The following is a 21,369-nucleotide window of genomic DNA, read 5'->3' as shown; positions in this document are numbered from 1 at the left end:
CCGGTGCCCGCTCGCTCCCGGCGGGAGGACACCCCGTGGGAGCGGGGGCCGGTGGTCCCGGGCGTCAGGCGGGGCGGGCGGCCTGCGGTACCGCGCGAGGTCTCCGGCCGGCGGGGGCTAGTACGCGGGGAGGCGGCGCGGGCCGAGGTCCGGGGAGGCCGGGCGCGGGGCGAGCCGCACCGAGGCGCCGAGCACGGTGAGCCCGTGCGGGGCGACCACCACCGGCTCCAGGTCGACGGCCACGACCTCGGGGTGGTCGTCCACGAGCCGGGAGACCCGCAGCAGCAGCTCCTCCAGCGCGTCGGTGTCCACCGGCTGCGAGCCCCGCCAGCCGAAGAGGAGAGGGGCGGTCCGGATGGACCGGATGAGCTCGGCGGCGTCCCGGTCGGTCACCGGGACGAGCCGGTGGGCGGTGTCGCCGAGCAGCTCCGAGGGGGCTCCGGCGAGGCCGAAGGAGAGCACGGCACCGGCGGACGGGTCGATGGCGGCCCGGACGACCGTGTCCACCCCGCGCGGGGCCATGGCCTGGACGACGGGCCACAGCTCGTCGGCCTTGCCGAGGGAGTCCGTCAGCTCCTGATGGGCGCGGCGCAGCTCCTTCTCGCTGGTGAGGTCCAGCCGGACTCCCCCGAGGTCGGCGCGGTGCCGCAGGTGCGGGGCGGTGGTCTTGAGGGCCACCGGGTAGCCGAGGCGGGCGGCGGCAGCGGCGGCGGTGTCCGGGTCGGGGGCGGGCAGGGTGCGCCGCACGGCGATGCCGTAGCGGGCGAGCAGCCGTTCCGCGTCGGCGGGGCCCAGGGGCGTGCTGCGGGGCATCGCCGTGCCGCCGGACCGCTCCGTGGCGGCCGGGCCGCCCGTACCGGCGCCGAGCAGCAGATCGATGTCGGCCCCGGCCTCGGCCTCCTGGATGTCGTCGTACTCCGGCACCCGGCCGGTCTCGGCCGCGTGCCGCCGCCACTGGGCGTACCGGACGGCCTCGGCGAGGGCCCGGACGGCCCGCTCCGCGGCGGGGTAGGCGGGGATGCGGGCGCCGTCCGGCTCGCCCTCGGGCGGCGCGGCCGGCGGCGCCCCCAGCGCGCCGACGAGTTCGTCGATCTCCAGGTGGACCACGGTCACCGGCTTGCGGACGGGGCTCGCGGCGACCGCCTCGCGCAGCGCCGCGGCCAGCGCCCGGCCGCCGTACCCGCCGTCCGGGGGGCCGTCGTCGCCGACCCAGGGGATGGCGGTGACCACGACGGCGTCGCAGAGGTCGTCGGCCAGCGCGGCGGAGAGCGCCGCGCGGAAGTCGTCCGGGGTGGCGCCCGTGGTGAGGTCGCGCGGCGGGAGGGGGCGGAGCCGCTCGGTCAGACAGGCGTCGTAGGTGAGCAGGCCCAGCGACTCGGAGTTGCCCAGGATCGCGACCCGGGGCCCCTCGGGCAGCGGCTGCCCGGCGAGCAGCAGCCCGGCGTCGGCCAGTTCGGTGACGGTGTCGACCCGGATCACCCCGGCCTGCCGGAGCAGCGCGGAGACGGTGCCGTCCGGGATCCGGGTGGTGGGGACGGCATGCCCGGTGGGCGCGCTGCCGCTGTGCCGGGCGCCCTTGACGACGACCACGGGCTTGACCATGGCCGTGCGCCGGGCGAGCCGGGTGAACTTCCGCGGGTTGCCGATGGACTCCAGGTACATCAGCGCCACATCGGTGTTCGGGTCGTCGTGCCAGTACTGGAGGAAGTCGTTGCCGGAGACGTCGGCCCGGTTGCCGGAGGAGACGAAGGTGGAGATCCCGACGTGGCCGCCGCCGCGCCGGTGCAGGCCGGAGAGGAGGGCGATGCCGATCGCGCCGGACTGGGTGAAGAGGCCGAGCCGCCCCGCGGGGGGCAGCTCGGGCGAGAGGGAGGCGTTGAGGCGTACCCCGGGGTCGGTGTTGAGGACGCCGAAGGCGTTGGGCCCGATGATCCGCATGCCGTACGAGCGTGCCTGCCGCACGAGTTCGCGCTGCCGGTCGCGCCCCTCCGGCCCGCTCTCCGCGTAACCGGAGGAGACGACCACCAGCCCCTGCACCCCGTGCTCGCCGCAGTCGGCGACCACCGCCGGCACGTGCTCGGCGGGTACGGCGACGACGGCGAGGTCCACCGGCTCGCCGATGTCCGTCACCGAGCGGCAGGCGGGGACGCCCTCCAGCTCCGTCGTGCCGTCCGGGAAGGCGCGGTTCACGGCGTAGGCGCGGCCGGTGAAGCCCCCGTCGAGGAGGTTGCGCAGCACCGAGCGGCCGACGCCGCCGGGCCGCCGCCCGGTTCCGATGACGGCGACGGAGCCCGGGCCGAGCAGCCGCTGCACCGAACGGGCCTCGGCCCGCTGCTCCCGGCCGCGCTGCACGGCGAGCGACCGGTCGGTGGGTTCGAGACCGAACTCGAGCCGCACCACCCCGTCCTCGAAGCTGCGCTTCTGGGTGTACCCGGCGTCGGTGAACACCTTGATCATCTTGGTGTTGGCGGGCAGCACCTCGGCGGCGAACCGGCGGATGCCGCGCTCGCGGGCGACCGCGCCGATGTGCTCCAGCAGTGCGGAGGCCACGCCCCGGCCCTGGTGGGCGTCCTGTACGAGGAAGGCGACCTCGGCCTCGTCGGCGGGGGCGGACGCCGCCATGCCCCGCTCGTCGATCCGGTCGTACCGGACGGTGGCGATGAATTCCCCGCCCACCGTCGCCGCCAGGCCGACCCGGTCCACGTAGTCGTGGTGGGTGAACCGGCGCACATCGCGATCGGAGAGCCGGGGGTACGGTGCGAAGAAGCGGTAGTACTTCGACTCGTCCGAGACCTGCTCGTAGAAGCTCACCAGGCGCTGGGCGTCATCGGGAGTGATGGGCCGGATCTGTGCGGTGCCGCCGTCACGCAGCACGACGTCGGCTTCCCAGTGGGTCGGGTAGGCGTGCTCCGACGGCAGTTCCATGGCCCAAGCCTACGGGCGCAGGGCCGCGGTGAGCACCGGAAGTGCCGTGAGAGACTGGCCGCGTCTGGTCTAGACAACTGTCCCATCTGAAGACCGCCACGACCCGAAGGGCAACACCATGGTTGAGCGCCGCGTCACTGTCGGCTGGGCCGAGGGCCTGCATGCCCGGCCCGCTTCGATCTTCGTTCGCGCGGCGAACGCCTCCGGCGTCCCCGTGACGATCGCCAAGCCCGACGGCACCCCGGTCAACGCCGCTTCGATGCTGGCCGTGCTGGGACTGGGTGCCCAGGGCGGCGAGGAGATCGTCCTCTCCTCCGAGGCCGACGGTGCCGAGGCCGCTCTCGACCGGCTGGCGAAGCTGGTCGCCGAGGGGCTGGAGGAGCTCCCGGAGACCGTCTGAGGGCTCCTTGCGCCCGGCCCGCCCCCGGCGGGCGGGTCCTGCGGGTGTCCGGCGCGCAACCGCCGCGGGAAGGGACACCGAGCAGACTGCCCACGTGCGGGCCGCCACCGTGCGGACCGCCGGGGAAATGCCGTGCACGGCCGGGCCGTGGTGAACCTTTCGGAGGGACGCCGCGGCCCTGTCCTTTTTCCGCTCCCGTTCCCGTTCCCGTTCGACGCAAATGTGCGGACCGAATTCCCGCCCGCCGTTACCGGAATTCTGTTAATTCCCCGCGCTCAGCGTGTTGACGGGCTGTTTCGGATTTCTCACCGGAAAGGGCCGGCGCAGCCGGTAGGCCGCCAGGGAACGTTCGGCGTGCGCGGCCATCAGCGTGCGGGCCCGGTCCGCGTCACGCCGCGCCACCGCGTCGGTGACCGCGCCGTACTCCTGCCAGGACTCGGCCCTGCGGACCGGCGGATGGGCCGCGTACACCCAGGTGACCTTGCGGCGGACCTGGGTGAGCAGCGAGGCCAGGCTGGGGCTGCCGGACGCCTGGGCGAGGGTCTCGTGGAACCAGTCGCCGAGCGGCCGCAGATCCGCGGTGTGCCCCCGGCGGGCCCGCTCCTGGCCCAGCCGGACCAGTCCGCGCAGCACCTTGAGATGGGCCTCGGTGCGGCGCTGGGCGGCGCGGGCGGCGCCCAGCGGTTCCAGCAGCACCCGCATGTCGAGGAGGTCGGCCGCCTCCTGCGCGGTGGGCTCGGCGACACAGGCACCGGCGTGCCGGCGCGTGGTCACGAACCCCTCGGACTCCAGCGTGCACAGGGCCTCCCGGACCGGCACCCGGGAGACGCCGTAGCGGCGGGCCAGCACCTCCTCGGTGAGCCGGCTGCCGGGCGGGTGCGCACCGGAGACGATGTCTTCCCGGATCGCCTGGCACACCGCGTGCGCCGGAATTCCCTTACCGGCCGTCGGCAGCGCATTTCCGTTCACCGTCGCCCCCGCATGGCCCGACCTCCTGTGAAAGGTGAAGGGCGAAGCACAATTCGCTGCCGCCCCGTTCAGGAACTCTATGGCAATGCGGAGGCGTTTCCGACGCGTACGGCCGGACCGGCGCTGACTTTCGGACAGGCCGGACCGGCGTTGCCCCGCTGGAGGTGCGGGATCGGCGCTGCCTTGCGGCCGGCGGCGGTCGGGGACTTCAGAGGCTGAGGCCGTGCGACCGGAGGTAGGCGACCGGGTCCATGTCCGAGCCGTAGTCGGGCGAGGTACGGGCCTCGAAGTGCAGGTGCGGGCCAGTGGTGTTGCCGGTGTTGCCGGACAGGCCGATCTGCTTCCCCGGGGTGACCGTCTCGCCCACGGAGACGCCGATGGACGACAGGTGGCCGTACTGGGTGTACGTGCCGTCCTTCATCTTGATCACCACGTTGTTGCCGTAGGCGCCGCCCCAGCCGGCCTCGACGACCTCGCCCGCGCCGACGGCGTGGACGGAGGTGCCGACAGAGGCGTGGAAGTCGATGCCGGTGTGGCTGCCGGAGGACCAGGCGCCGCCGGATGCCTGGTATCCGGTGGAGACGCTGCTGCCCTCGACGGGGAGGACGAAGGTGTTCAGACGCTTGCGCTCGGCCTCGCGGGCGGCCCGCTCCTTGGCCTCGCGCGCCTTCTCGGCCTTGGCGGCGGCCTCGCGCCGGGCCTCGGCGGCCCGCTTCTTGGCCTCGGCCTCGGCCTTGGCCTTGGCGGCGGCCGCGTCGGCGGCCTCCTGCTGGGCCTTCGCCTGGGCGTCGATCGTGTCGGCGAGGGTGTCCCCGGCGACGATCGCCTGACGCAGCCCGGTCTCCTCGGGCGCCGGGGTCTCCCCGGGCGCGGCGAGCGCGGGCGAAGCGACCGAGGTGACGGCGCCGGCGGCGGTGAGCGTGGCTATGCCTGCGATGTTCGCGCCGGAGCGGGCCATGCGGCTCGGACGGCGGTGTTTCCCGGTGGCACGGGTGAACGCCATGGGGCGGCGTACTCCTTTCCTTCCTTCTCGCCTACCGGGTTAGCTGACGGGTTCGGAGCAGGAAGGTCTCCTACGGACCCCTCCGGAGAGGCGTCCGATTCACCCCAGGGACTGCGCACGGGTCCCCGGCTCCCCTGGCTCGCGCCGTACGGGGACTCGGCGATGACTGTCCGGTGCCGCGGGTGCGGCCGGTGTCCGACCGAACAGCCGCACCGACGCTAAACGGGACATCTTTCAATCGCCAAAGAAATGCCGATCTTTGTTGCGCACACCACAGGAGAACACTCACCCTCACCAACAAAACGGGCATACGACCGAACCCCGGTGCCGTACCCGGCACCGGGGTTCGCTGTCGTGTCACGGCCCGCCGGAACGGACCGACGCGGCGTCAGCCGCCCCGGGGGACAAGCCCTTTGGGGCGCCTGACGCCACAACGGGACCGGCGGACTCACGAGTTGGGGACGGGCCCGCCCCGCCGCCGGGCCGGGCGGCTCAGCCGCCGACCACCTTCACCTCGCCGATGCCGAGCGCCCGCACCGGCTCCTCGATCTGCGAGGCGTCGCCCACGAGCACGGTGACCAGCCGGTCCACCGGGAAGGCGCTGACGGCCGCCGCCGTCGCCTCCACGGTGCCGGTCTCGGCGAGCCGGGCGTAGAGCTGTGCCTGGTAGTCGTCCGGCAGGTGCTGCTCCACCTGGTCGGCGAGGGTGCCGGCGACGGCCGCTGCCGTCTCGTACTTCAGGGGCGCGACCCCGACGAGGTTCTGCACGGCGACGTCCCGCTCGGCGTCGGTCAGGCCCTCGGCGGCGAGAGTGCGCAGCACCTTCCAGGCGTCGTCCAGGGCGGGGCCGGTGGAGGCGGTGTCCACCGAGCCGCTGATGGCCAGCAGCGAGGCGCCGGTGCCGTCGGGACCGGAGCGCAGGACCTGGCCGAAGGACCGCACGCCGTAGGTGTAGCCCTTCTCCTCCCGCAGCACCCGGTCGAGCCGGGAGGTGAGGGTGCCGCCGAGGCAGTAGATCCCGAGCACCTGGGCCGACCACACCCGGTCGTGCCGGTCCGGGCCGATCCGGCCGATCAGCAGCTGGGTCTGGACGGCGCCGGGCCGGTCCACGATCACCACGCGGCCGGTGTCGTCGGCGGTCACCGGCGGTACCGGGCGCAGCTCGGCGGGGCCGCCGGTCCAGGCGCCCAGGGTGTCGCCGAGCACCGCGGCGAGGTCGGTGCCGGCCAGGTCGCCGACGACCACCGCGGTGGCGGTGGCGGGCCGGACGTGGGCCTCGTAGAAGGCCCGGACGGCCGCGGCGTCGATGCGTGCGACGGTCTCCTCGGTGCCCTGCCGGGGGCGGGACATCCGGGACGAGGCCGGGAAGAGCTCCTTGGAGAGCTCCTTGGCCGCGCGGCGGGCCGGGTTGGCCTGCTCGTGCGGGATCTCGTCCAGCCGGTTGGCGACGAGCCGCTCGATCTCGCCGTCGGGGAACGCCGGGGCGCGCAGTGCGTCGGCGAGCAGCCCGAGCGCCTTGGCCAGCCGGGAGGCGGGGACCTCCAGGGAGACCCGGACGCCGGGGTGGTCGGCGTGCGCGTCGAGCGTGGCGCCGCAGCGCTCCAGCTCGGCGGCGAACTCCTCGGCCGTGTGCTTGTCGGTGCCCTCGGACAGGGCCCGGGCCATGATCGTGGCGACCCCGTCCAGCCCCTCGGGCTCGGCGTCCAGCGGGGCGTCGAGGTTGATGTCGACGGCCACCACCTGCTGGCCCGGCCGGTGGCAGTGCAGCACGGTGAGGCCGTTGGGCAGGGTGGCGCGCTCGGGGGCCGGGAAGGCCCACGGCTTGGCGATGCCGCCCTGCGGCTGGGGGTGGAAGGTCATGGTGGCGTCGGTCACCGGTCCGCCTCCTCGTCTGCGGTGCCGTCGGCGGGGGTGCCGGCGGCGGTGTCGTCGTCGGCGGGGGCGGTCGGCTCGTAGACGAGGACCGCGCGGTTGTCCGGGCGCAGCCGGGCGGCGGCCACGGCCTGCACCTCCTCGGCGGTGATGTCCAGGACCCGCTGGACGGCGGTCAGCGCCAGCTGCGGGTCGCCGAACAGCACGGCGTAGCGGCACAGCTGGTCGGCGCGGCCGCCGACGGTGGCGAGCTGGTCCAGCCACTCGCGCTCCAGCTGGGCCTGGGCGCGCTCCATCTCCTCGGGGGTGGGCCCCTCCGCGGCGAAGCGGGCCAGCTCCTCGTCGACGGCGGCCTCGATGGCCGGCACCTCGACGCCGCCGGAGGTCTTCACGTCCAGCCAGCCCAGCGACGGCGCCCCGGCCAGCCGGAGCAGGCCGAAGCCCGCGGCGACGGCCGTGCGGTCGCGGCGGACCAACCGGTTGTGCAGCCGCGAGGACTCACCGCCGCCGAGCACGGTCAGCGCCAGGTCGGCGGCGTCGGCCTCCCGGGTCCCGTCGTGCGGCAGCCGGTAGGCGGCCATCAGGGCACGGGCGGGCACCTCCTCCTCGACGACCTCGCGCAGCTGCCCGCCCAGCACGTCGGGCAGCGAGCCGTCACGCGGCGGCTGCTTGCCGTCGTGGCCGGGGATGGTGCCGAAGTACTTCTCGATCCAGGCGAGCGTCTGCTCCGGGTCGATGTCGCCGACGACGGAGAGCACCGCGTTGTTCGGCGCGTAGTACGTGCGGAAGAAGTTCCGCGCGTCCTCCAGCGAGGCCGCGTCCAGGTCGGCCATCGAGCCGATGGGGGTGTGGTGGTACGGGTGGCCCTCGGGGTAGACCATGGCGGTCAGCTTCTCGAAGGCGGTGCCGTACGGGACGTTGTCGTAGCGCTGGCGCCGCTCGTTCTTGACGACGTCGCGCTGGTTCTCCATGCTCTCCTCGTCCAGCGCGGTGAGGAGGCTGCCCATGCGGTCGGCCTCCAGCCAGAGCGCGAGCTCCAGCTGGTGGGTGGGCATGGTCTCGAAGTAGTTGGTCCGCTCGAAGCTGGTGGTGCCGTTCAGGGAGCCGCCGGCGCCCTGCACCAGCTCGAAGTGGCCGTTGCCCGGGACGCTCGACGAGCCCTGGAACATCAGGTGCTCGAAGAGGTGAGCCAGACCCGTACGGCCCTTGACCTCGTGGCGCGACCCGACGTCGTACCAGAGGCACACCGCGGCGACCGGGGTGAGGTGGTCCTCGGAGAGCACCACCCGCAGGCCGTTGGCCAGGCGGTGCTCGGTCGCTGTCAGGCCGCCGGAGCCGGCCTGTTGCGTTGCCGTGTGACCCATCGGCATGTACGTCCCTTCGATCGCTGGGGGGAGAAATGCTGCCACTGTATGCAAGCGCGGTGACGCCTGGCGAAGTTCCCGGACGGCCGGGCGGCTACGCTTCCGCGATCGGCGCGTGTCGGGTAACCGGACGCTGATGTTCCATTCCTGGTGTCCAACGTACGGTGCACCGGCCGGCGCCGTGACGCGCTGGGTTCCCCGGCCGGCCCGCCGGGGCGCACGCCCCCCCGCAGCGGGCCGGGAGCCGCCGCGCCCCGGACGGGTCGTGGAACGCGCTGTCGGTCGCGGGGTCCACAATGGTCCGCGTCAGCACCCGCTCAGGCAGTTTCTAAGGAGCAGCAGCCGAGATGGCCCGCCGCAGTACGAAGACCCCGCCGCCCGACGACTTCGAGGAGCGCATCCTCGACATCGACGTCGTGGACGAGATGCAGGGCTCCTTCCTGGAGTACGCCTACTCGGTCATCTACTCGCGCGCGCTCCCCGACGCCCGCGACGGGATGAAGCCCGTGCACCGGCGCATCGTCTACCAGATGAACGAGATGGGCCTGCGCCCGGAGCGCGGGTACGTGAAGTGCGCGCGGGTCGTCGGCGAGGTGATGGGTAAGCTCCACCCGCACGGCGACGCGTCGATCTACGACGCCCTGGTGCGCATGGCGCAGTCCTTCTCGATGCGGCTGCCGCTGGTCGACGGGCACGGCAACTTCGGTTCGCTGGGGAACGACGACCCACCGGCCGCGATGCGTTACACCGAGTGCCGGATGGCCTCGGCGACCTCCCTGATGACCGAGTCGATCGACGAGGACACCGTCGACTTCGCGCCGAACTACGACGGCCAGGAGCAGGAACCGGTCACCCTGCCGGCCGCCTATCCGAACCTGCTGGTCAACGGCGCGTCCGGGATCGCGGTCGGCATGGCGACCAACATGCCGCCGCACAACCTGGGCGAAGTGATCGCCGCCGCCCGTCACCTGATCAAGCACCCGGGCGCGGACCTCGAGACGCTGATGAAGCACGTCCCGGGGCCGGACCTGCCGACCGGCGGCCGGATCGTGGGGCTGAACGGCATCCGCGACGCCTACGAGACGGGCCGCGGCAGCTTCAAGATCCGCGCGACCGTCTCGGTGGAGGACGTCACCGCCCGGCGCAAGGGCCTGGTCGTCACGGAACTCCCCTTCACGGTGGGCCCGGAGAAGGTGATCTCCAAGATCAAGGACCTGGTCGGCTCGAAGAAGCTCCAGGGCATCGCGGACGTCAAGGACCTCACCGACCGGGCGCACGGGCTGCGCCTGGTGATCGAGATCAAGAACGGCTTCAACCCCGAGGCCGTGCTGGAGCAGCTCTACAAGCTGACGCCGATGGAGGAGTCCTTCGGCATCAACAACGTGGCGCTGGTGGACGGCCAGCCGCTGACCCTGGGCCTCAAGGAGCTGCTGGAGGTCTATCTGGACCACCGCTTCGAGGTGGTCCGGCGGCGCAGCGAGTTCCGGCGCACCAAGCGCCGCGACCGGCTGCACCTGGTCGAGGGCCTGCTGATCGCGCTGATCGACATCGACGAGGTCATCAGGATCATCCGGTCGAGTGAGAACTCCGCGGAGGCCAAGCAGAGCCTGATGGCCCGCTTCTCGCTCAGCGACATCCAGACCCAGTACATCCTGGACACCCCGCTGCGCCGGCTCACCAAGTTCGACCGGCTGGAGCTGGAGTCCGAGCGCGACAGGCTGGGCGAGGAGATCGAGAAGCTCACCCGGATCCTGGAGTCGGACGCGGAGCTGCGCAAGCTGGTCTCGGCCGAACTGGGCCAGGTGGCGAAGAAGTTCGACACCGACCGGCGGACGGTGCTGCTGGAGTCGGCGGGCGCGCCGGTCACGGCGGTGCCGCTGGAGGTCGCCGACGACCCGTGCCGGGTGCTGCTGTCCTCCACCGGGCTGCTGGCACGCACGGCCGGCGCCGAACCGCTCGGGGATCCGGGCGGCAAGCGCGTCAAGCACGATGTGATCGTGTCCGCGGTCCCGGCCACGGCCCGTGCGGACGTGGGCGCGGTGACCTCGGCGGGCCGGCTGCTGCGGCTCCCGGTGATCGACCTGCCGATGCTGCCGGACACCTCCGGCGCCCCGAACCTCGCGGGCGGCGCTCCGATCGCGGAGTTCCTGACGCTGGAGGCGGACGAGACGCTGGTCTGCCTGACCACGCTGGACGAGTCCTCGCCCGGCCTCGCGCTCGGCACGCAACAGGGTGTGGTGAAGCGCGTGGTGCCGGACTACCCGGCCCACAAGGAGGAGTTGGAGGTCATCTCGCTCCGCGAGGGCGACCGGATCGTCGGCGCCGTCGAGCTGCGCACCGGCGAGGAGGACCTGGTCTTCGTCACCGACGAGGCCCAACTGCTGCGCTACCCGGCCGCCCAGGTGCGGCCGCAGGGCCGCGCGGCGGGCGGCATGGCGGGCATCAAGCTCGGGGCGGACGCGAAGGTGATCTCGTTCGCCGCGGTGGACCCGGCGGCGGACGCCGCGGTGTTCACGGTCGCGGGTGCCCGGGGCACCCTCGGCGGCCCCGCGCAGAGCTCGGCGAAGCTGACGCCGTTCGACCAGTACCCGCGCAAGGGCCGGGCCACCGGCGGGGTGCGCTGTCACCGCTTCCTGAAGGGCGAGGACGGCCTCGTCCTGGCCTGGGTGGGGACGACTCCGGCCCGCGCGGCCACCGCCACCGGCACACCGGCGGACCTGCCCGAGCCGGATCCGCGGCGCGACGGCTCGGGGCTGCCGCTGCCCAAGGCGGTGGCCGTGGTGGCGGGACCGGTGTAGACGTTCCACTCCCCCGGACCGGGCCCGACGGGGCGCGGTCCGGGGGCGTCCCGTCCTCGGCTCCCGAGCCACTGAGCGCATGAGCCGCCGACGGGACGGGAGCTGCCCGGGACCACCACGACGGCGGACGTGCCCGGCCTGGGGGCCACGTCGCCTGGGGCTGCGTCGACGGCCCCGCCCGGCCGGGGGCACCATGACGACGGACTCGCCGCTCCGGGGCCCCGGCGGAAAGAAGCAGAAAGCCCGCGCTACTCCTGGACGTAGCGGAGCACGCCCCACATGCTGCGCGCCCCGGTCCCGTCCGGCTCGGTCCCGTCCAGCCCCGTCCCGCCCGGCTCGGTCCCAGCCGACTCGGCCTGTACACACGCCTCCAGGCCCCCGCGCAGCGCCTCGGCGTCGATGCCGGAGCCGATCAGCACCAGATGCGTCGTCCGGCGCTCCCCGCGCGCCCAGGGCGACGGGTTGAAGCGCAGGAAGTCGCCGACGGCGTGCAGGGAGAACTTCTGCCGGTGCCCGTCCACCCCGAAGTGGACGAACCCCTTGATGCGGTAGAGCCCCTTCGGCCGGCTGTCCAGGAACTCCATGAACCGCCGCGGGTCCAGGGGTTCGGGCGAGCTGAACGCGACGCTGTCGTAGGCGGCGTGCAGATGCTCCCCGTGCTCGTCGTCCGCGCCGCACAGCTCGTCGAAGGACAGCTGTCGCACCGCCTCCTCCCGCTCCGCCCGGCGCTCGAAGAGGAGTTCCGGATCCAGCCGGCCGTGGGAGGCCGCGACGACCGGCCGCCCGGGGCTGAGTTCCGCGAGCACACCGAGGAGCCGCTCCTGCTCCTCCGTGTCGATCCGGTCGGTCTTGTTCAGCACCACCAGATCGGCGACGCCCAGATGCCGGTCGATCTCCGGGTGCCGGGCCCGGGTTTCCGCGAACTCGGCGGCGTCCACCACCTCGATCAGCCCGCCGTAGACGATGTGCCGGTTCGTGCTGGAGAGGATCATCCTGACCATGGTCTCCGGCTCGGCCAGACCGCTCGCCTCGATGACGATGGCGTCGAGCCGGGCCGCGGGGCGCGCGAGACGGTCCAGGATGCCGTCCAGATCGCTGGTGTCGACCGCGCAGCAGAGGCAGCCGTTGCCCAGGGAGACCATCGCGTCGACCTGCCCGGCCACCGTCATGGCGTCGATCCCGACGCTGCCGAAGTCGTTGACGACGGCGCCGATCCGGTTCCCCCTGCTGTTGCGCAGCAGATGGTTGAGCATCGTCGTCTTGCCGGACCCCAGGAAACCGGCGAGCACGATGACCGGGATCTGCTTCTTGGCCACGGACTCGGCCTCCATGATGCGGGCGGGAGCAGGGCACGGGACGGCAGCGATCGTATCGGGCGGTCCGGGACGGGCATCCGCCCGGGGGACCGCGCACGGCCCCTCCCCGCGCCCCCGCCGTCGCTTCTGTACGCCCGCCTGCCGCCCGGTGCGCCGACCGTCCGCCCCGTTCCGCCGGAGCTCACCGTTCGGGCTCCACAAAGCCCCCGGAAGCGCCGGAGAACGGCCTCGGACCGGCCCGGGATTAGGCTCACCTGCTGTGAATGCCTGTACGACCGCCTCGCGGGATCTGGCCGAGCCCGTGGAGGCCACCGCGGCCACCGCCCCCACCTGGCTGCTCATCGAGCAGCCGGGCCCGTGGGGCGCCAAGGCCGCCACCTCCAGCCACCTCGATCCGGAGCTCGGGCGCGCCCTGGAGCGGGCCGCCCAGGGCACCGGCGTACGGGTCGCGCTGATCCGGCGCCCCGGCCCGCACGCCGACCCCCACGGCCCCGCCCCGCGCCGGGTCTATGTCGCGCACACACGGCCCGGCCGGTCCTGGATCCGGACCGCCGAGCTCGGGCCCGGGTCGGGCGCCGGCGGCCCCGAGCAGCTCCTGGACCTCGACTTCGCCGCCCTCGGCGCCGGCCACCACCGGGGCCTCTGGGAGGCGTACGAGGGCGGGCCGCTCGCCCTGGTCTGCACCAACGGCAAGCGCGACCGGTGCTGCGCGCTGCTCGGCCGCCCGCTCGCCGCCGAGCTGGCGACGGACGGGGACGAGAGCGTCTGGGAGGTCACCCACATCGGCGGGCACCGCTTCGCCCCCACCTTCGTGCTGCTCCCTTACGGCTACGCCTACGGGCGGGCCACCGCGCACACCGCCAAGGGCGCGCTGGAGGCCGCGCGGCTGGGCCGGATCGTCACCACGGGCTCGCGCGGCCGCTCGGCCTGGGACCGGCCCGGGCAGGCCGCGGACCTCGCCGTCCGGCAGCTCACCGGTGAGGACCGGGAGGACGCGCTGGACGTCGTCCGGACGCAGGCCCGGCCCGGAGGGCCACCGCCCCACTGGACCGTGACCGTGGCCCACACCGACGGCCGGAGCTGGCAGGTGGACGTGGCCCGGTCGGCCGCGGAACCGCCGCGTCCGGAGAGCTGCGGAGCCGTGCCGGGCTCGCCCGCGCGCATGGATGTCCTGGCCGTCCGCGCCCTGCCCCGCGCAACCGGCTGACGCTCCCGCCGTCCGGTCCCTGTTCTGCGCCTTTTGCTCGCGCTAGAACAGCTCAGGCACCGTCCCCTCTCCGCGGGAGCGGCGCGACGGGCCCCGGCTGCCGCGTCGGCCGCCTACCCTTCGTTCACACGACCGAAGCGGAGGAGGGCCTTCCGCACCCCGGCGGCGCGTGGTGCACGAGCGATGGAGCGGAGGCGGACGGATGCGGATCGGATGGCCCCGTCGTGTCTTCTCCCAGGTGCTGCTCACCCAGCTCGTCATCGCCGCCGGCGTCACCGCCCTCGCCACCGGGCTCTTCCTCGCCCCGCTCAGCGCCCAGCTCGACGACCAGGCGATGCGCCGCGCCCTGGCGATAGCCCAGACCACGGCGGCCCGCCCCGGGCTGGCGGACGCGGTCGGGACGACCCGGCCCACCCCGTACGGTCCGGTGCAGGGCGAGGCCGAGCGCATCCGCCGCTCCACCGGCGCGGAGTACGTCGTGATCATGGACGACCACGGTGTCCGCTGGTCGCACCCGTCGCCGGACCGGATCGGCCGGCACGTCTCCACCGACCCCAGCCGGGCACTCGCGGGCCACGAGGTCATGCAGATCGACAACGGCACCCTCGGCCGCTCGGCCCGCGGCAAGGTGCCGCTGCGCGACGGCGAGGGCGGGATCGTCGGCGCCGTCTCGGTCGGCATCGCCTACGAGAGCGTGCGCGACCGGCTGCTGGCCGTCGTCCCCGGCCTGCTGGTGTACGCGGGCGGAGCCCTCGCCGTCGCCGCCCTCGCCTCCTACGTGGTGTCCCGCAGACTCCAGCGCCGCACCCACGACCTGGCCTTCTCCGACATCTCCGCGCTGCTCGCCGAGCGCGAGGCGATGCTCCACGGCATCCGCGAGGGCGTCGTCGCCCTCGACGCCCGGGGCAGGATCCGGCTGCTGAACGACGAGGCCCAGCGCCTGCTGGGCCTGGACGCCCGGGACACCGGGCGCCCGCTGGACGAGGCGCTCGGCCCGGGGCGGACGACCGATGTGCTGGCCGGGCGGGTGACCGGCGAGGATCTGCTCACCGTCAGCGGCAACCGGGTGCTCGTGGCCAACCGGATGCCCACCGACGACGGCGGAGCCGTGGCCACCCTGCGGGACCGCACCGAACTGGAGCGGCTCGGGCGGGAGCTGGACGGCACCCACGGGCTGATCGACGCGCTGCGCGCTCAGGACCATGAGCACGCCAACCGGCTGCACACGCTGCTGGGGCTGCTGGAGCTCGGCCTGCACGACGAGGCCGTGGAGTTCGTGACCGAGGCCGTCGGCGTGCACCGGGCCACCGCGGAACAGGTCGCCGAGCAGGTGCGCGACCCACTGCTGGCCGCCCTGCTGGTCGGCAAGGCCACGGTGGCGGCCGAGCGCGGCGCCTCGCTCCGGATCGGCCCCCGCACCAGCTTCCCGGACCGCGTGGTGGATCCGCGGGGCCTGGTGACCGTGCTGGGGAACCTCGTGGACAACGCGCTGGACGCCACGGCCGGGACGCCCCGGCCCGAGGTCGAGGTGGAATTGCGGGCGGAGGGCCGCACCGCGATCCTGCGTGTCGGCGACCGCGGTCCCGGCGTCCCGCCGGAACACCGCGAACTGATCTTCACCGAGGGCTGGTCCACCAAGGAGCCCCCGCCGCACGGCGGGCGCGGCATCGGGCTCGCCCTGGTGCGCCGGCTGGCCGAGCGGCAGGGAGGCAGCGCCACAGTGGCGGGCCGGGAGGGCGGCGGGGCAGAGTTCACCGTGGTCCTGCCCGAGGCCCTGGCGACGGCGCTGGACCGGCCCGGGCCGGACGAGGCCGGGCTCACGGCGGCGGGGGAGACACGATGATCGACGTGCTGGTGGTGGACGACGACCTGCGGGTCGCGGAGATCAACGCGGCCTACGTGCGGAAGGTGGCCGGCTTCCGGGTCGCCGGGACGGCCCACACGGCCGCCGAGGCCCTCGCCTTCCTCCAGCGGCACGAGGTCGACCTGGTGCTGCTCGACCACTACCTCCCGGACGAGACCGGCCTGGCGCTGGTGCGCAGGCTGCGCGACCTCGGCCGCCACACCGACGTGATCATGGTGACGGCCGCCCGGGACATTTCCACGGTCCAGGACGCCATGCGCCTCGGCGCGCTGCAGTACCTGGTGAAGCCGTTCACCTTCGCCGGGCTCCGCACCAGACTCGACGCCTACGCGGATCTACGGCGCGCTCTCGCCGACGGCGGGGACGCCGAGCAGGAACAAGTGGACCGGATCTTCGGCGCGTTCGGCGCGGCCTCCGCCACCCCCGCCGAACTGCCCAAGGGCCACTCCGCGCTGACCGCCGACCGCGTACGGGAGGTACTGCGGGGCGCGTCGGGCCCGCTGTCCGCCCAGGAGGTCGCCGACCGGTGCGGCCTCAGCCGGCAGACCGCCCAGCGGTATCTGAAGCTGCTGGAACGCGCCGGCCGGGTGCGGATGAACCTCAAGTACGGCGAGACGGGACGCCCCGAGCACCGCTACACCTGGCACCGGCCCGGCTGAGGCGACCGCCGCACCGCCCGAGCGGCGGAGCGGGGCCCGCCCCAGGGACCGCGCCGCGCGAACAGCACGGCACGATCCGGCAGGACGGGCCCCGAGGGCACACCGGGCGGACCGGCTCCGGTACACAGGCGCTACGCGGCCCCCGCACCGGTGAGGGCCCGGACCTCGGTCTCCGCGTGCTTGGCCGGCTCGGCGGCCTCGGCCGAGGTGACCGTCCCGAGCCAGCCCGCGAGGAAGCCCAACGGCACCGAGACCAGCCCCGGGTTCTGCAGCGGGAAGAGGTGGAAGTCCATGCCCGGGAAGATCGACTCGGGGCTGCCGGAGACCACCGGTGAGAGCACCACCAGCACCACGGCCGGGGCCAGTCCGCCGTACACGGACCACACCGCCCCACGGGTGGTGAACCGGCTCCAGAAGAGGGAGTAGAGCAGCGCCGGAAGGTTGGCCGAGGCCGCGACGGCGAAGGCCAGGCCGACCAGGAACGCCACATTGAGGTCCTGCGCGAGAAGCCCCAGCGCGATCGCCACCGCACCGATGCCGACCGTGGCGACCCGGGCCACGGCGACCTCACTGCGCTGCTTCGTGACGTTGCGGCGCAGCGACGCGTACAGGTCGTGGGCCACCGACGCCGAGGAGGCGAGGGTGATACCCGCCACCACCGCGAGGATGGTGGCGAAGGCCACCGCGGCGACGACGGCGAACAGCACCGTGCCCCCGGTGGACCCCTGACCGCCGCCCAGGTCGAGGGCGAGCAGCGGAAGGGCGGTGTTCCCGGCCGGGTTGGAGGCGTGCACGACATCGGGCCCGACGACGGCCGCGGCGCCGAAGCCGAGCACGATCGTCATCAGGTAGAAGCCGCCGATCAGCACGATGGACCAGACGGCCGACCGGCGCGCGGCCCGCGCGGTCGGCACCGTGTAGAAGCGGGAGAGGATGTGCGGCAGCCCGGCGGTGCCCAGGACGAGCGCGAGGCCGAGGCTGATGAAGTCCAGCCGGGCGGTCCAGTCGCCGCCGTACTTCAGCCCCGGGGCGAGGAAGTCGCTGCCGTGCCCGCTGCGGTCCGCGGCGGTGGTCAGCAGGGCGCCGAGATCGAAGTCGAAGCGCACCAGCACGAAGACGGTGAGCCCGATCGTCCCGCCCATCAGCAGCACGGCCTTGACGATCTGGATCCAGGTGGTGGCCCGCATGCCGCCGAAGGCCACGTAGACGACCATCAGCGCCCCGACGCCGACCACCGTCCAGGCGCGGGCGTGCGGCCCGGAGCCGCCCAGCAGCAGCGCCACCAGACTGCCCGCACCCACCATCTGCGCGACGAGGTACAGCACGGAGACCGTGATCGAGGAGGTTCCCACGGCGATCCGGACGGGGCGCTCCCGCATCCGCGCCGCCACGACGTCGGCCAGGGTGAACCGGCCGCAGTTGCGGACGAGTTCGGCGATCAGGAGCAGGACCACCAGCCACGCCACGAAGAAGCCGACGGAGTAGAGCATGCCGTCGTAGCCGAAGAGGGCGATCAGCCCGGAGATCCCCAGGAACGAGGCGGCCGACATGTAGTCGCCGGCGATCGCGAACCCGTTCTCCATGGGCGTGAAGAGGCGCCCTCCGGTGTAGAACTCCTCCGCCGATCCCTGGCGTTTGCGGCTGACCCAGGTGGTGATCGCCAGGGTCAGCGCGACGAACGCGCTGAACAGCACCAGAGCGAGCGTCTGCTGTTCCACCGTCAGGGTCTGGGTGGTCACATCGCTCGCGGTCATCACCGAGGTCGTCGTGCCCTGTCCGGTCAACGGTCCTGCTCCCGCGCCATGTCCTGCTGCCTGTTCTGCTCGAAGACGATCCACCGCAGGTCCAGCGCCGGCTTGTCCCGCCGCAGCCGCGCATGGCGGGCATAGGCAAAGGTCAGCAGGAATGTGGTGGCGAACTGGGCGAGCCCGGCCACCATGGCGACGTTCAGCGCGCCCACCACCGGCCGCCCCATCAGCCCGGGGGCTGTGGTGGCGGCGATCACATAGGCGAAGTACCAGGCGAGGAAGGCCGCACAGGCGGGCAGGACGAACCGGCGGTACCGGCTGCGCACTTCCTGGAAGGCCGCGCTCCGCTGTACTTCCAGATAGATGTCGGCGGTGGACTCCGGCCCGGCCGCCGCCTGCCGCGGGGCCGCCTCACCGGACGCGGCCGGTGGCGTCTCCGGCGGCGTCTCCGGTGGCGGGGCAGGTGCGGGAACCGGTGCTTCCGGCGGCGCGCTCTCGTCGGCGGACTCGCCCCAGCCCGAGGCGATCACGTCGTACCAGGGGTCGTCCAGCCGGATCGTTCCGGATTCACGCCCGTCGTGCTTCTCCACCCGAACTCTCCTTGATCCGCGGCCTCGTTGGCCACGCCTCCCAAGGATGGACAGAGCGGGAACATCCGGGCCTGCACAATCCCGGACCTTCACCCCATCAGGTGACGGATGTCCTCGGCGGCCCCACCGGTCCACGACGTCCCAGGTCACACCGGCCGACCGAGGAGCGCCGCCCTGCGACGACGCCGCCGGCCGGGCGCACCCGGGCCCCACCCGAGACCGTCCGCCCCCGTCCCGGCCGCGCTGCGTCCCGCACCCGCGCCCCGGCCCCACGAAAGCACGCCCGGCATCCCGGCACGCGGCGGTCGGGGGAAGCCCTGGACGGCGGGGTCACTCGTACGCGGACGGCCGCCGCCCGGGACTCCCACCGGGCGACGGCCGTGAACTGCGGGAAGGGTGCTCAGGTGTCGATGCGCGAGCGGTCCAGCGTGGCCGCCGAGCTCGAGATGAACTCCTTGCGCGGCGCCACCTCGTTGCCCATGAGCAGGTCGAAGATCTGCTCGGCCGACTCCAGGTCGCCGATGTTGATCCGGCGCAGCGTCCGGTGCCGCGGGTCCATGGTGGTCTCCGCCAGCTGGTCCGCGTCCATCTCACCGAGGCCCTTGTACCGCTGGATGGACTCCTTGAACTTGATGCCCTTGCGCTGGAACTCCAGCAGCGTGGAGCGCAGTTCGTTGTCCGAGTACGTGTAGACGTACTTGTCCTGCCCCTTCTTGGGGTGCGTCAGCTCGACCCGGTGCAGCGGCGGCACCGCGGCGAACACCCGCCCCGCCTCGACCATCGGGCGCATGTAGCGCTGGAACAGGGTCAGCAGCAGACAGCGGATGTGGGCCCCGTCCACATCGGCGTCGACCAGCAGCACGATCTTGCCGTAGCGGGCCTGGTCGATGTCGAAGGTCCGGCCGGACCCGGCTCCTATGACCTGGATGATCGCTCCGCACTCGGCGTTCTTGAGCATGTCCGAGACGGACGACTTCTGAACGTTGAGGATCTTTCCCCGGATCGGCAGCAGCGCCTGGAACTCGGAGTTCCGGGCCAGCTTGGCGGTGCCGAGGGCCGAGTCCCCCTCCACGATGAACAGCTCGCTGCGCTCGACGTCGTCGCTGCGGCAGTCGGCGAGCTTCGCCGGGAGCGAGGAGGACTCCAGCGCCGTCTTCCGGCGCTGCGCCTCCTTGTGCTGACGGGCCGCGATCCGCGTGCGGGCGGCGGCGACCACCTTCTCCAGCACCGACCGGGCCTGCGCCTTGTGGTCCCGCTTGGTCGAGGTCAGGAAGGCCTTGAGCTCCTTGGCCACGACCTGCGCGACGATCCGGGACGCGGCCGAGGTGCCGAGCACCTCCTTGGTCTGCCCCTCGAACTGCGGCTCGGCCAGCCGGACGGTGACGACCGCGGTGAGCCCCTCCATGGCGTCGTCCTTGACGACGTCGTCCTCGGCGACGCGGAGGATCTTGTTGGAACGCAGCGCCTCGTTGACGGTCTTGGTGATGGAGCGCTCGAAGCCCGAGACGTGGGTGCCGCCCTTGGGGGTCGCGATGATGTTCACGAACGACTTGATCGTCGTGTCGTAGCCGGTGCCCCAGCGCAGCGCGATGTCGACCCCCAGCTCCCGGGTGACCTCGGTGGGCGTCATGTGGCCCCGGTCGTCCAGCACCGGCACCGTCTCCTTGAAGGTGCCCTGGCCGCTCAGCCGGAGGACGTCGCAGACGGCCTTGTCCTGGGCGAGGTACTCGCAGAACTCGCTGATGCCGCCGTCGTACCGGAAGGTCTCCTCGGTCGGCGCCTCGGAGCCCTCCGGCCCGCCGGCCGTCCGCTCGTCGCGGACGAGGATGGTCAGGCCGGGCACCAGGAACGCCGTCTGCCGGGCCCGGGCGTACAGGGTGTCCAGCGAGAGCTTGGCGTCCTTGAGGAAGATCTGGCGGTCCGCCCAGTAGCGGACGCGGGTCCCGCGCCGGTTCTTCGGCACCTTCTTGGCCTTGAGGAGGCCGCTGGAGGGGTCGAAGGGGGCGTCGGTGCCGGACTCGGTGAAGATCCCCGGGACGCCGCGCCGGAAGCTGATGGCGTGGGTGTGGCCCGCGCGGTCGACCTCGACGTCCAGGCGCGAGGAGAGCGCGTTGACGACCGAGGCGCCGACGCCGTGCAGGCCGCCGGAGGCCGCGTACGAGCCGCCGCCGAACTTGCCGCCCGCGTGCAGCTTGGTCATCACCACCTCGACGCCGGAGAGGCCGGTCTTCGGCTCGACGTCGACCGGGATGCCGCGGCCGTTGTCCCGGACCTCGACCGACCCGTCGTCATGGAGGATCACTTCGATGCGGTCGCAGTGACCGCCGAGGGCTTCGTCGACGGAGTTGTCGATGATCTCCCAGAGGCAGTGCATGAGGCCCCGGCTGTCGGTCGAGCCGATGTACATGCCGGGCCGCTTGCGCACCGCCTCCAGGCCCTCCAGGACGAGCAGGTGCCGCGCTGTGTAGTTGGAACCGTCTCGGTCTGCTCCCGTCAGCAGCGCAGTGGACGGCACGGACGTCTCGGCGGTCACGCGGTTCGCTCCTCGCTGAATTTCTGGTGAGTCCACTGGGGGACTCGGTGGTGGCTTGGTCGCCCGTCAGAGGGTACCGAGGCCTGATAGAGCCTTTGCGCCGCCACCCGTGAGAAAGTCC

General features: G+C 73.2%; 14 protein-coding genes and 1 riboswitch. Of the genes, 5 read left to right on the top strand and 9 right to left on the bottom strand.

The window, feature by feature from the left end:
* Positions 1 to 117: 117 nt before the first annotated feature.
* A complete protein-coding gene (locus AC3EQ1_RS14430) occupies positions 118 to 2,925 on the bottom strand; it encodes a bifunctional acetate--CoA ligase family protein/GNAT family N-acetyltransferase (RefSeq protein WP_432094711.1) in 2,808 nt (935 codons plus the stop codon).
* A 118-nt stretch (positions 2,926 to 3,043) separates the two neighbouring features.
* Here AC3EQ1_RS14430 and AC3EQ1_RS14425 point away from each other — a divergent pair, with 118 nt between their 5' ends.
* On the top strand, positions 3,044 to 3,325 hold the full coding sequence (locus AC3EQ1_RS14425) for an HPr family phosphocarrier protein (RefSeq protein WP_351505038.1): 282 nt from the start codon (positions 3,044 to 3,046) through the stop codon (positions 3,323 to 3,325).
* A 261-nt stretch (positions 3,326 to 3,586) separates the two neighbouring features.
* On the opposite strand, the gene AC3EQ1_RS14420 is transcribed toward AC3EQ1_RS14425, so the two are convergent.
* The 4 genes from AC3EQ1_RS14420 to AC3EQ1_RS14405 form a co-directional block, all read right to left on the bottom strand.
* Complete coding sequence (locus tag AC3EQ1_RS14420) at positions 3,587 to 4,294, bottom strand: GntR family transcriptional regulator (protein ID WP_432094710.1); 708 nt, start codon at positions 4,292 to 4,294, stop codon at positions 3,587 to 3,589.
* 208 nt (positions 4,295 to 4,502) lie between these two features.
* Positions 4,503 to 5,297: a M23 family metallopeptidase gene (locus AC3EQ1_RS14415; RefSeq protein WP_432094709.1), complete on the bottom strand. Its 795-nt coding sequence runs from the start codon at positions 5,295 to 5,297 to the stop codon at positions 4,503 to 4,505.
* Between the two features lie 14 nt (positions 5,298 to 5,311).
* Positions 5,312 to 5,469, bottom strand: a riboswitch (cyclic di-AMP (ydaO/yuaA leader).
* Between the two features lie 320 nt (positions 5,470 to 5,789).
* The gene (locus AC3EQ1_RS14410; RefSeq protein WP_432094762.1) at positions 5,790 to 7,157 is read right to left on the bottom strand and encodes a M16 family metallopeptidase; all 1,368 of its coding nucleotides are present in this window, start codon (positions 7,155 to 7,157) and stop codon (positions 5,790 to 5,792) included.
* Between the two features lie 11 nt (positions 7,158 to 7,168).
* Positions 7,169 to 8,539, bottom strand: a complete 1,371-nt coding sequence (locus AC3EQ1_RS14405; RefSeq protein ID WP_432094708.1) for a M16 family metallopeptidase — start codon at positions 8,537 to 8,539, stop codon at positions 7,169 to 7,171.
* Between the two features lie 341 nt (positions 8,540 to 8,880).
* On the opposite strand from AC3EQ1_RS14405, the gene AC3EQ1_RS14400 reads away from it, so the two are divergent.
* A complete protein-coding gene (locus AC3EQ1_RS14400) occupies positions 8,881 to 11,331 on the top strand; it encodes a DNA gyrase/topoisomerase IV subunit A (RefSeq protein ID WP_432094707.1) in 2,451 nt (816 codons plus the stop codon).
* 248 nt (positions 11,332 to 11,579) lie between these two features.
* Here the strand turns inward: AC3EQ1_RS14400 and AC3EQ1_RS14395 are convergent, their stop codons facing one another.
* Positions 11,580 to 12,647, bottom strand: a complete 1,068-nt coding sequence (locus tag AC3EQ1_RS14395) for a CobW family GTP-binding protein (RefSeq protein ID WP_432094706.1) — start codon at positions 12,645 to 12,647, stop codon at positions 11,580 to 11,582.
* Between the two features lie 259 nt (positions 12,648 to 12,906).
* On the opposite strand from AC3EQ1_RS14395, the gene AC3EQ1_RS14390 reads away from it, so the two are divergent.
* The 3 genes from AC3EQ1_RS14390 (at position 12,907) to AC3EQ1_RS14380 (ending at position 16,377) form a co-directional block, all read left to right on the top strand.
* Positions 12,907 to 13,854: a ferredoxin family protein gene (locus AC3EQ1_RS14390; RefSeq protein ID WP_432094705.1), complete on the top strand. Its 948-nt coding sequence runs from the start codon at positions 12,907 to 12,909 to the stop codon at positions 13,852 to 13,854.
* Positions 13,855 to 14,056: 202 nt separating this feature from the next.
* A complete protein-coding gene (locus tag AC3EQ1_RS14385) occupies positions 14,057 to 15,697 on the top strand; it encodes a sensor histidine kinase (RefSeq protein WP_432094704.1) in 1,641 nt (546 codons plus the stop codon).
* Positions 15,694 to 16,377: a DUF7342 family protein gene (locus tag AC3EQ1_RS14380; RefSeq protein ID WP_432094703.1), complete on the top strand. Its 684-nt coding sequence runs from the start codon at positions 15,694 to 15,696 to the stop codon at positions 16,375 to 16,377. The genes AC3EQ1_RS14385 and AC3EQ1_RS14380 overlap by 4 nt, the downstream gene beginning before the upstream one ends.
* Positions 16,378 to 16,508: 131 nt before the next feature.
* Here AC3EQ1_RS14380 and AC3EQ1_RS14375 read toward each other — a convergent pair whose 3' ends face one another.
* The 3 genes from AC3EQ1_RS14375 to AC3EQ1_RS14365 all read right to left on the bottom strand — a co-directional run bounded on the left by AC3EQ1_RS14375 (position 16,509) and on the right by AC3EQ1_RS14365 (position 21,248).
* Positions 16,509 to 18,101, bottom strand: coding sequence for a solute symporter family protein (locus AC3EQ1_RS14375; protein ID WP_432094761.1), 1,593 nt, complete (start codon positions 18,099 to 18,101; stop codon positions 16,509 to 16,511).
* 56 nt (positions 18,102 to 18,157) lie between these two features.
* A complete protein-coding gene (locus AC3EQ1_RS14370; protein ID WP_432094702.1) occupies positions 18,158 to 18,715 on the bottom strand; it encodes a DUF485 domain-containing protein in 558 nt (185 codons plus the stop codon).
* Between the two features lie 400 nt (positions 18,716 to 19,115).
* The gene (locus AC3EQ1_RS14365; RefSeq protein ID WP_432094701.1) at positions 19,116 to 21,248 is read right to left on the bottom strand and encodes a DNA gyrase/topoisomerase IV subunit B; all 2,133 of its coding nucleotides are present in this window, start codon (positions 21,246 to 21,248) and stop codon (positions 19,116 to 19,118) included.
* Positions 21,249 to 21,369 lie beyond the last annotated feature (121 nt).

This window comes from Streptomyces sp. bgisy100 (assembly GCF_057709105.1).
This window is presented reverse-complemented; position numbering and strand designations above follow the sequence as displayed.

What these genes read in the sequence shown, in the direction of transcription:
- AC3EQ1_RS14430 (WP_432094711.1), bottom strand. Translation starts at nt 2,925, where the DNA reads ATGGAACTGCCGTCGGAGCACGCCTACCCGACCCACTGGGAAGCCGAC.
- AC3EQ1_RS14425 (WP_351505038.1), top strand. Translation starts at nt 3,044, where the DNA reads ATGGTTGAGCGCCGCGTCACTGTCGGCTGGGCCGAGGGCCTGCATGCC.
- AC3EQ1_RS14415 (WP_432094709.1), bottom strand. Translation starts at nt 5,297, where the DNA reads ATGGCGTTCACCCGTGCCACCGGGAAACACCGCCGTCCGAGCCGCATG.
- AC3EQ1_RS14410 (WP_432094762.1), bottom strand. Translation starts at nt 7,157, where the DNA reads ATGACCTTCCACCCCCAGCCGCAGGGCGGCATCGCCAAGCCGTGGGCC.
- AC3EQ1_RS14405 (WP_432094708.1), bottom strand. Translation starts at nt 8,539, where the DNA reads ATGCCGATGGGTCACACGGCAACGCAACAGGCCGGCTCCGGCGGCCTG.
- AC3EQ1_RS14400 (WP_432094707.1), top strand. Translation starts at nt 8,881, where the DNA reads ATGGCCCGCCGCAGTACGAAGACCCCGCCGCCCGACGACTTCGAGGAG.
- AC3EQ1_RS14385 (WP_432094704.1), top strand. Translation starts at nt 14,057, where the DNA reads ATGCGGATCGGATGGCCCCGTCGTGTCTTCTCCCAGGTGCTGCTCACC.
- AC3EQ1_RS14380 (WP_432094703.1), top strand. Translation starts at nt 15,694, where the DNA reads ATGATCGACGTGCTGGTGGTGGACGACGACCTGCGGGTCGCGGAGATC.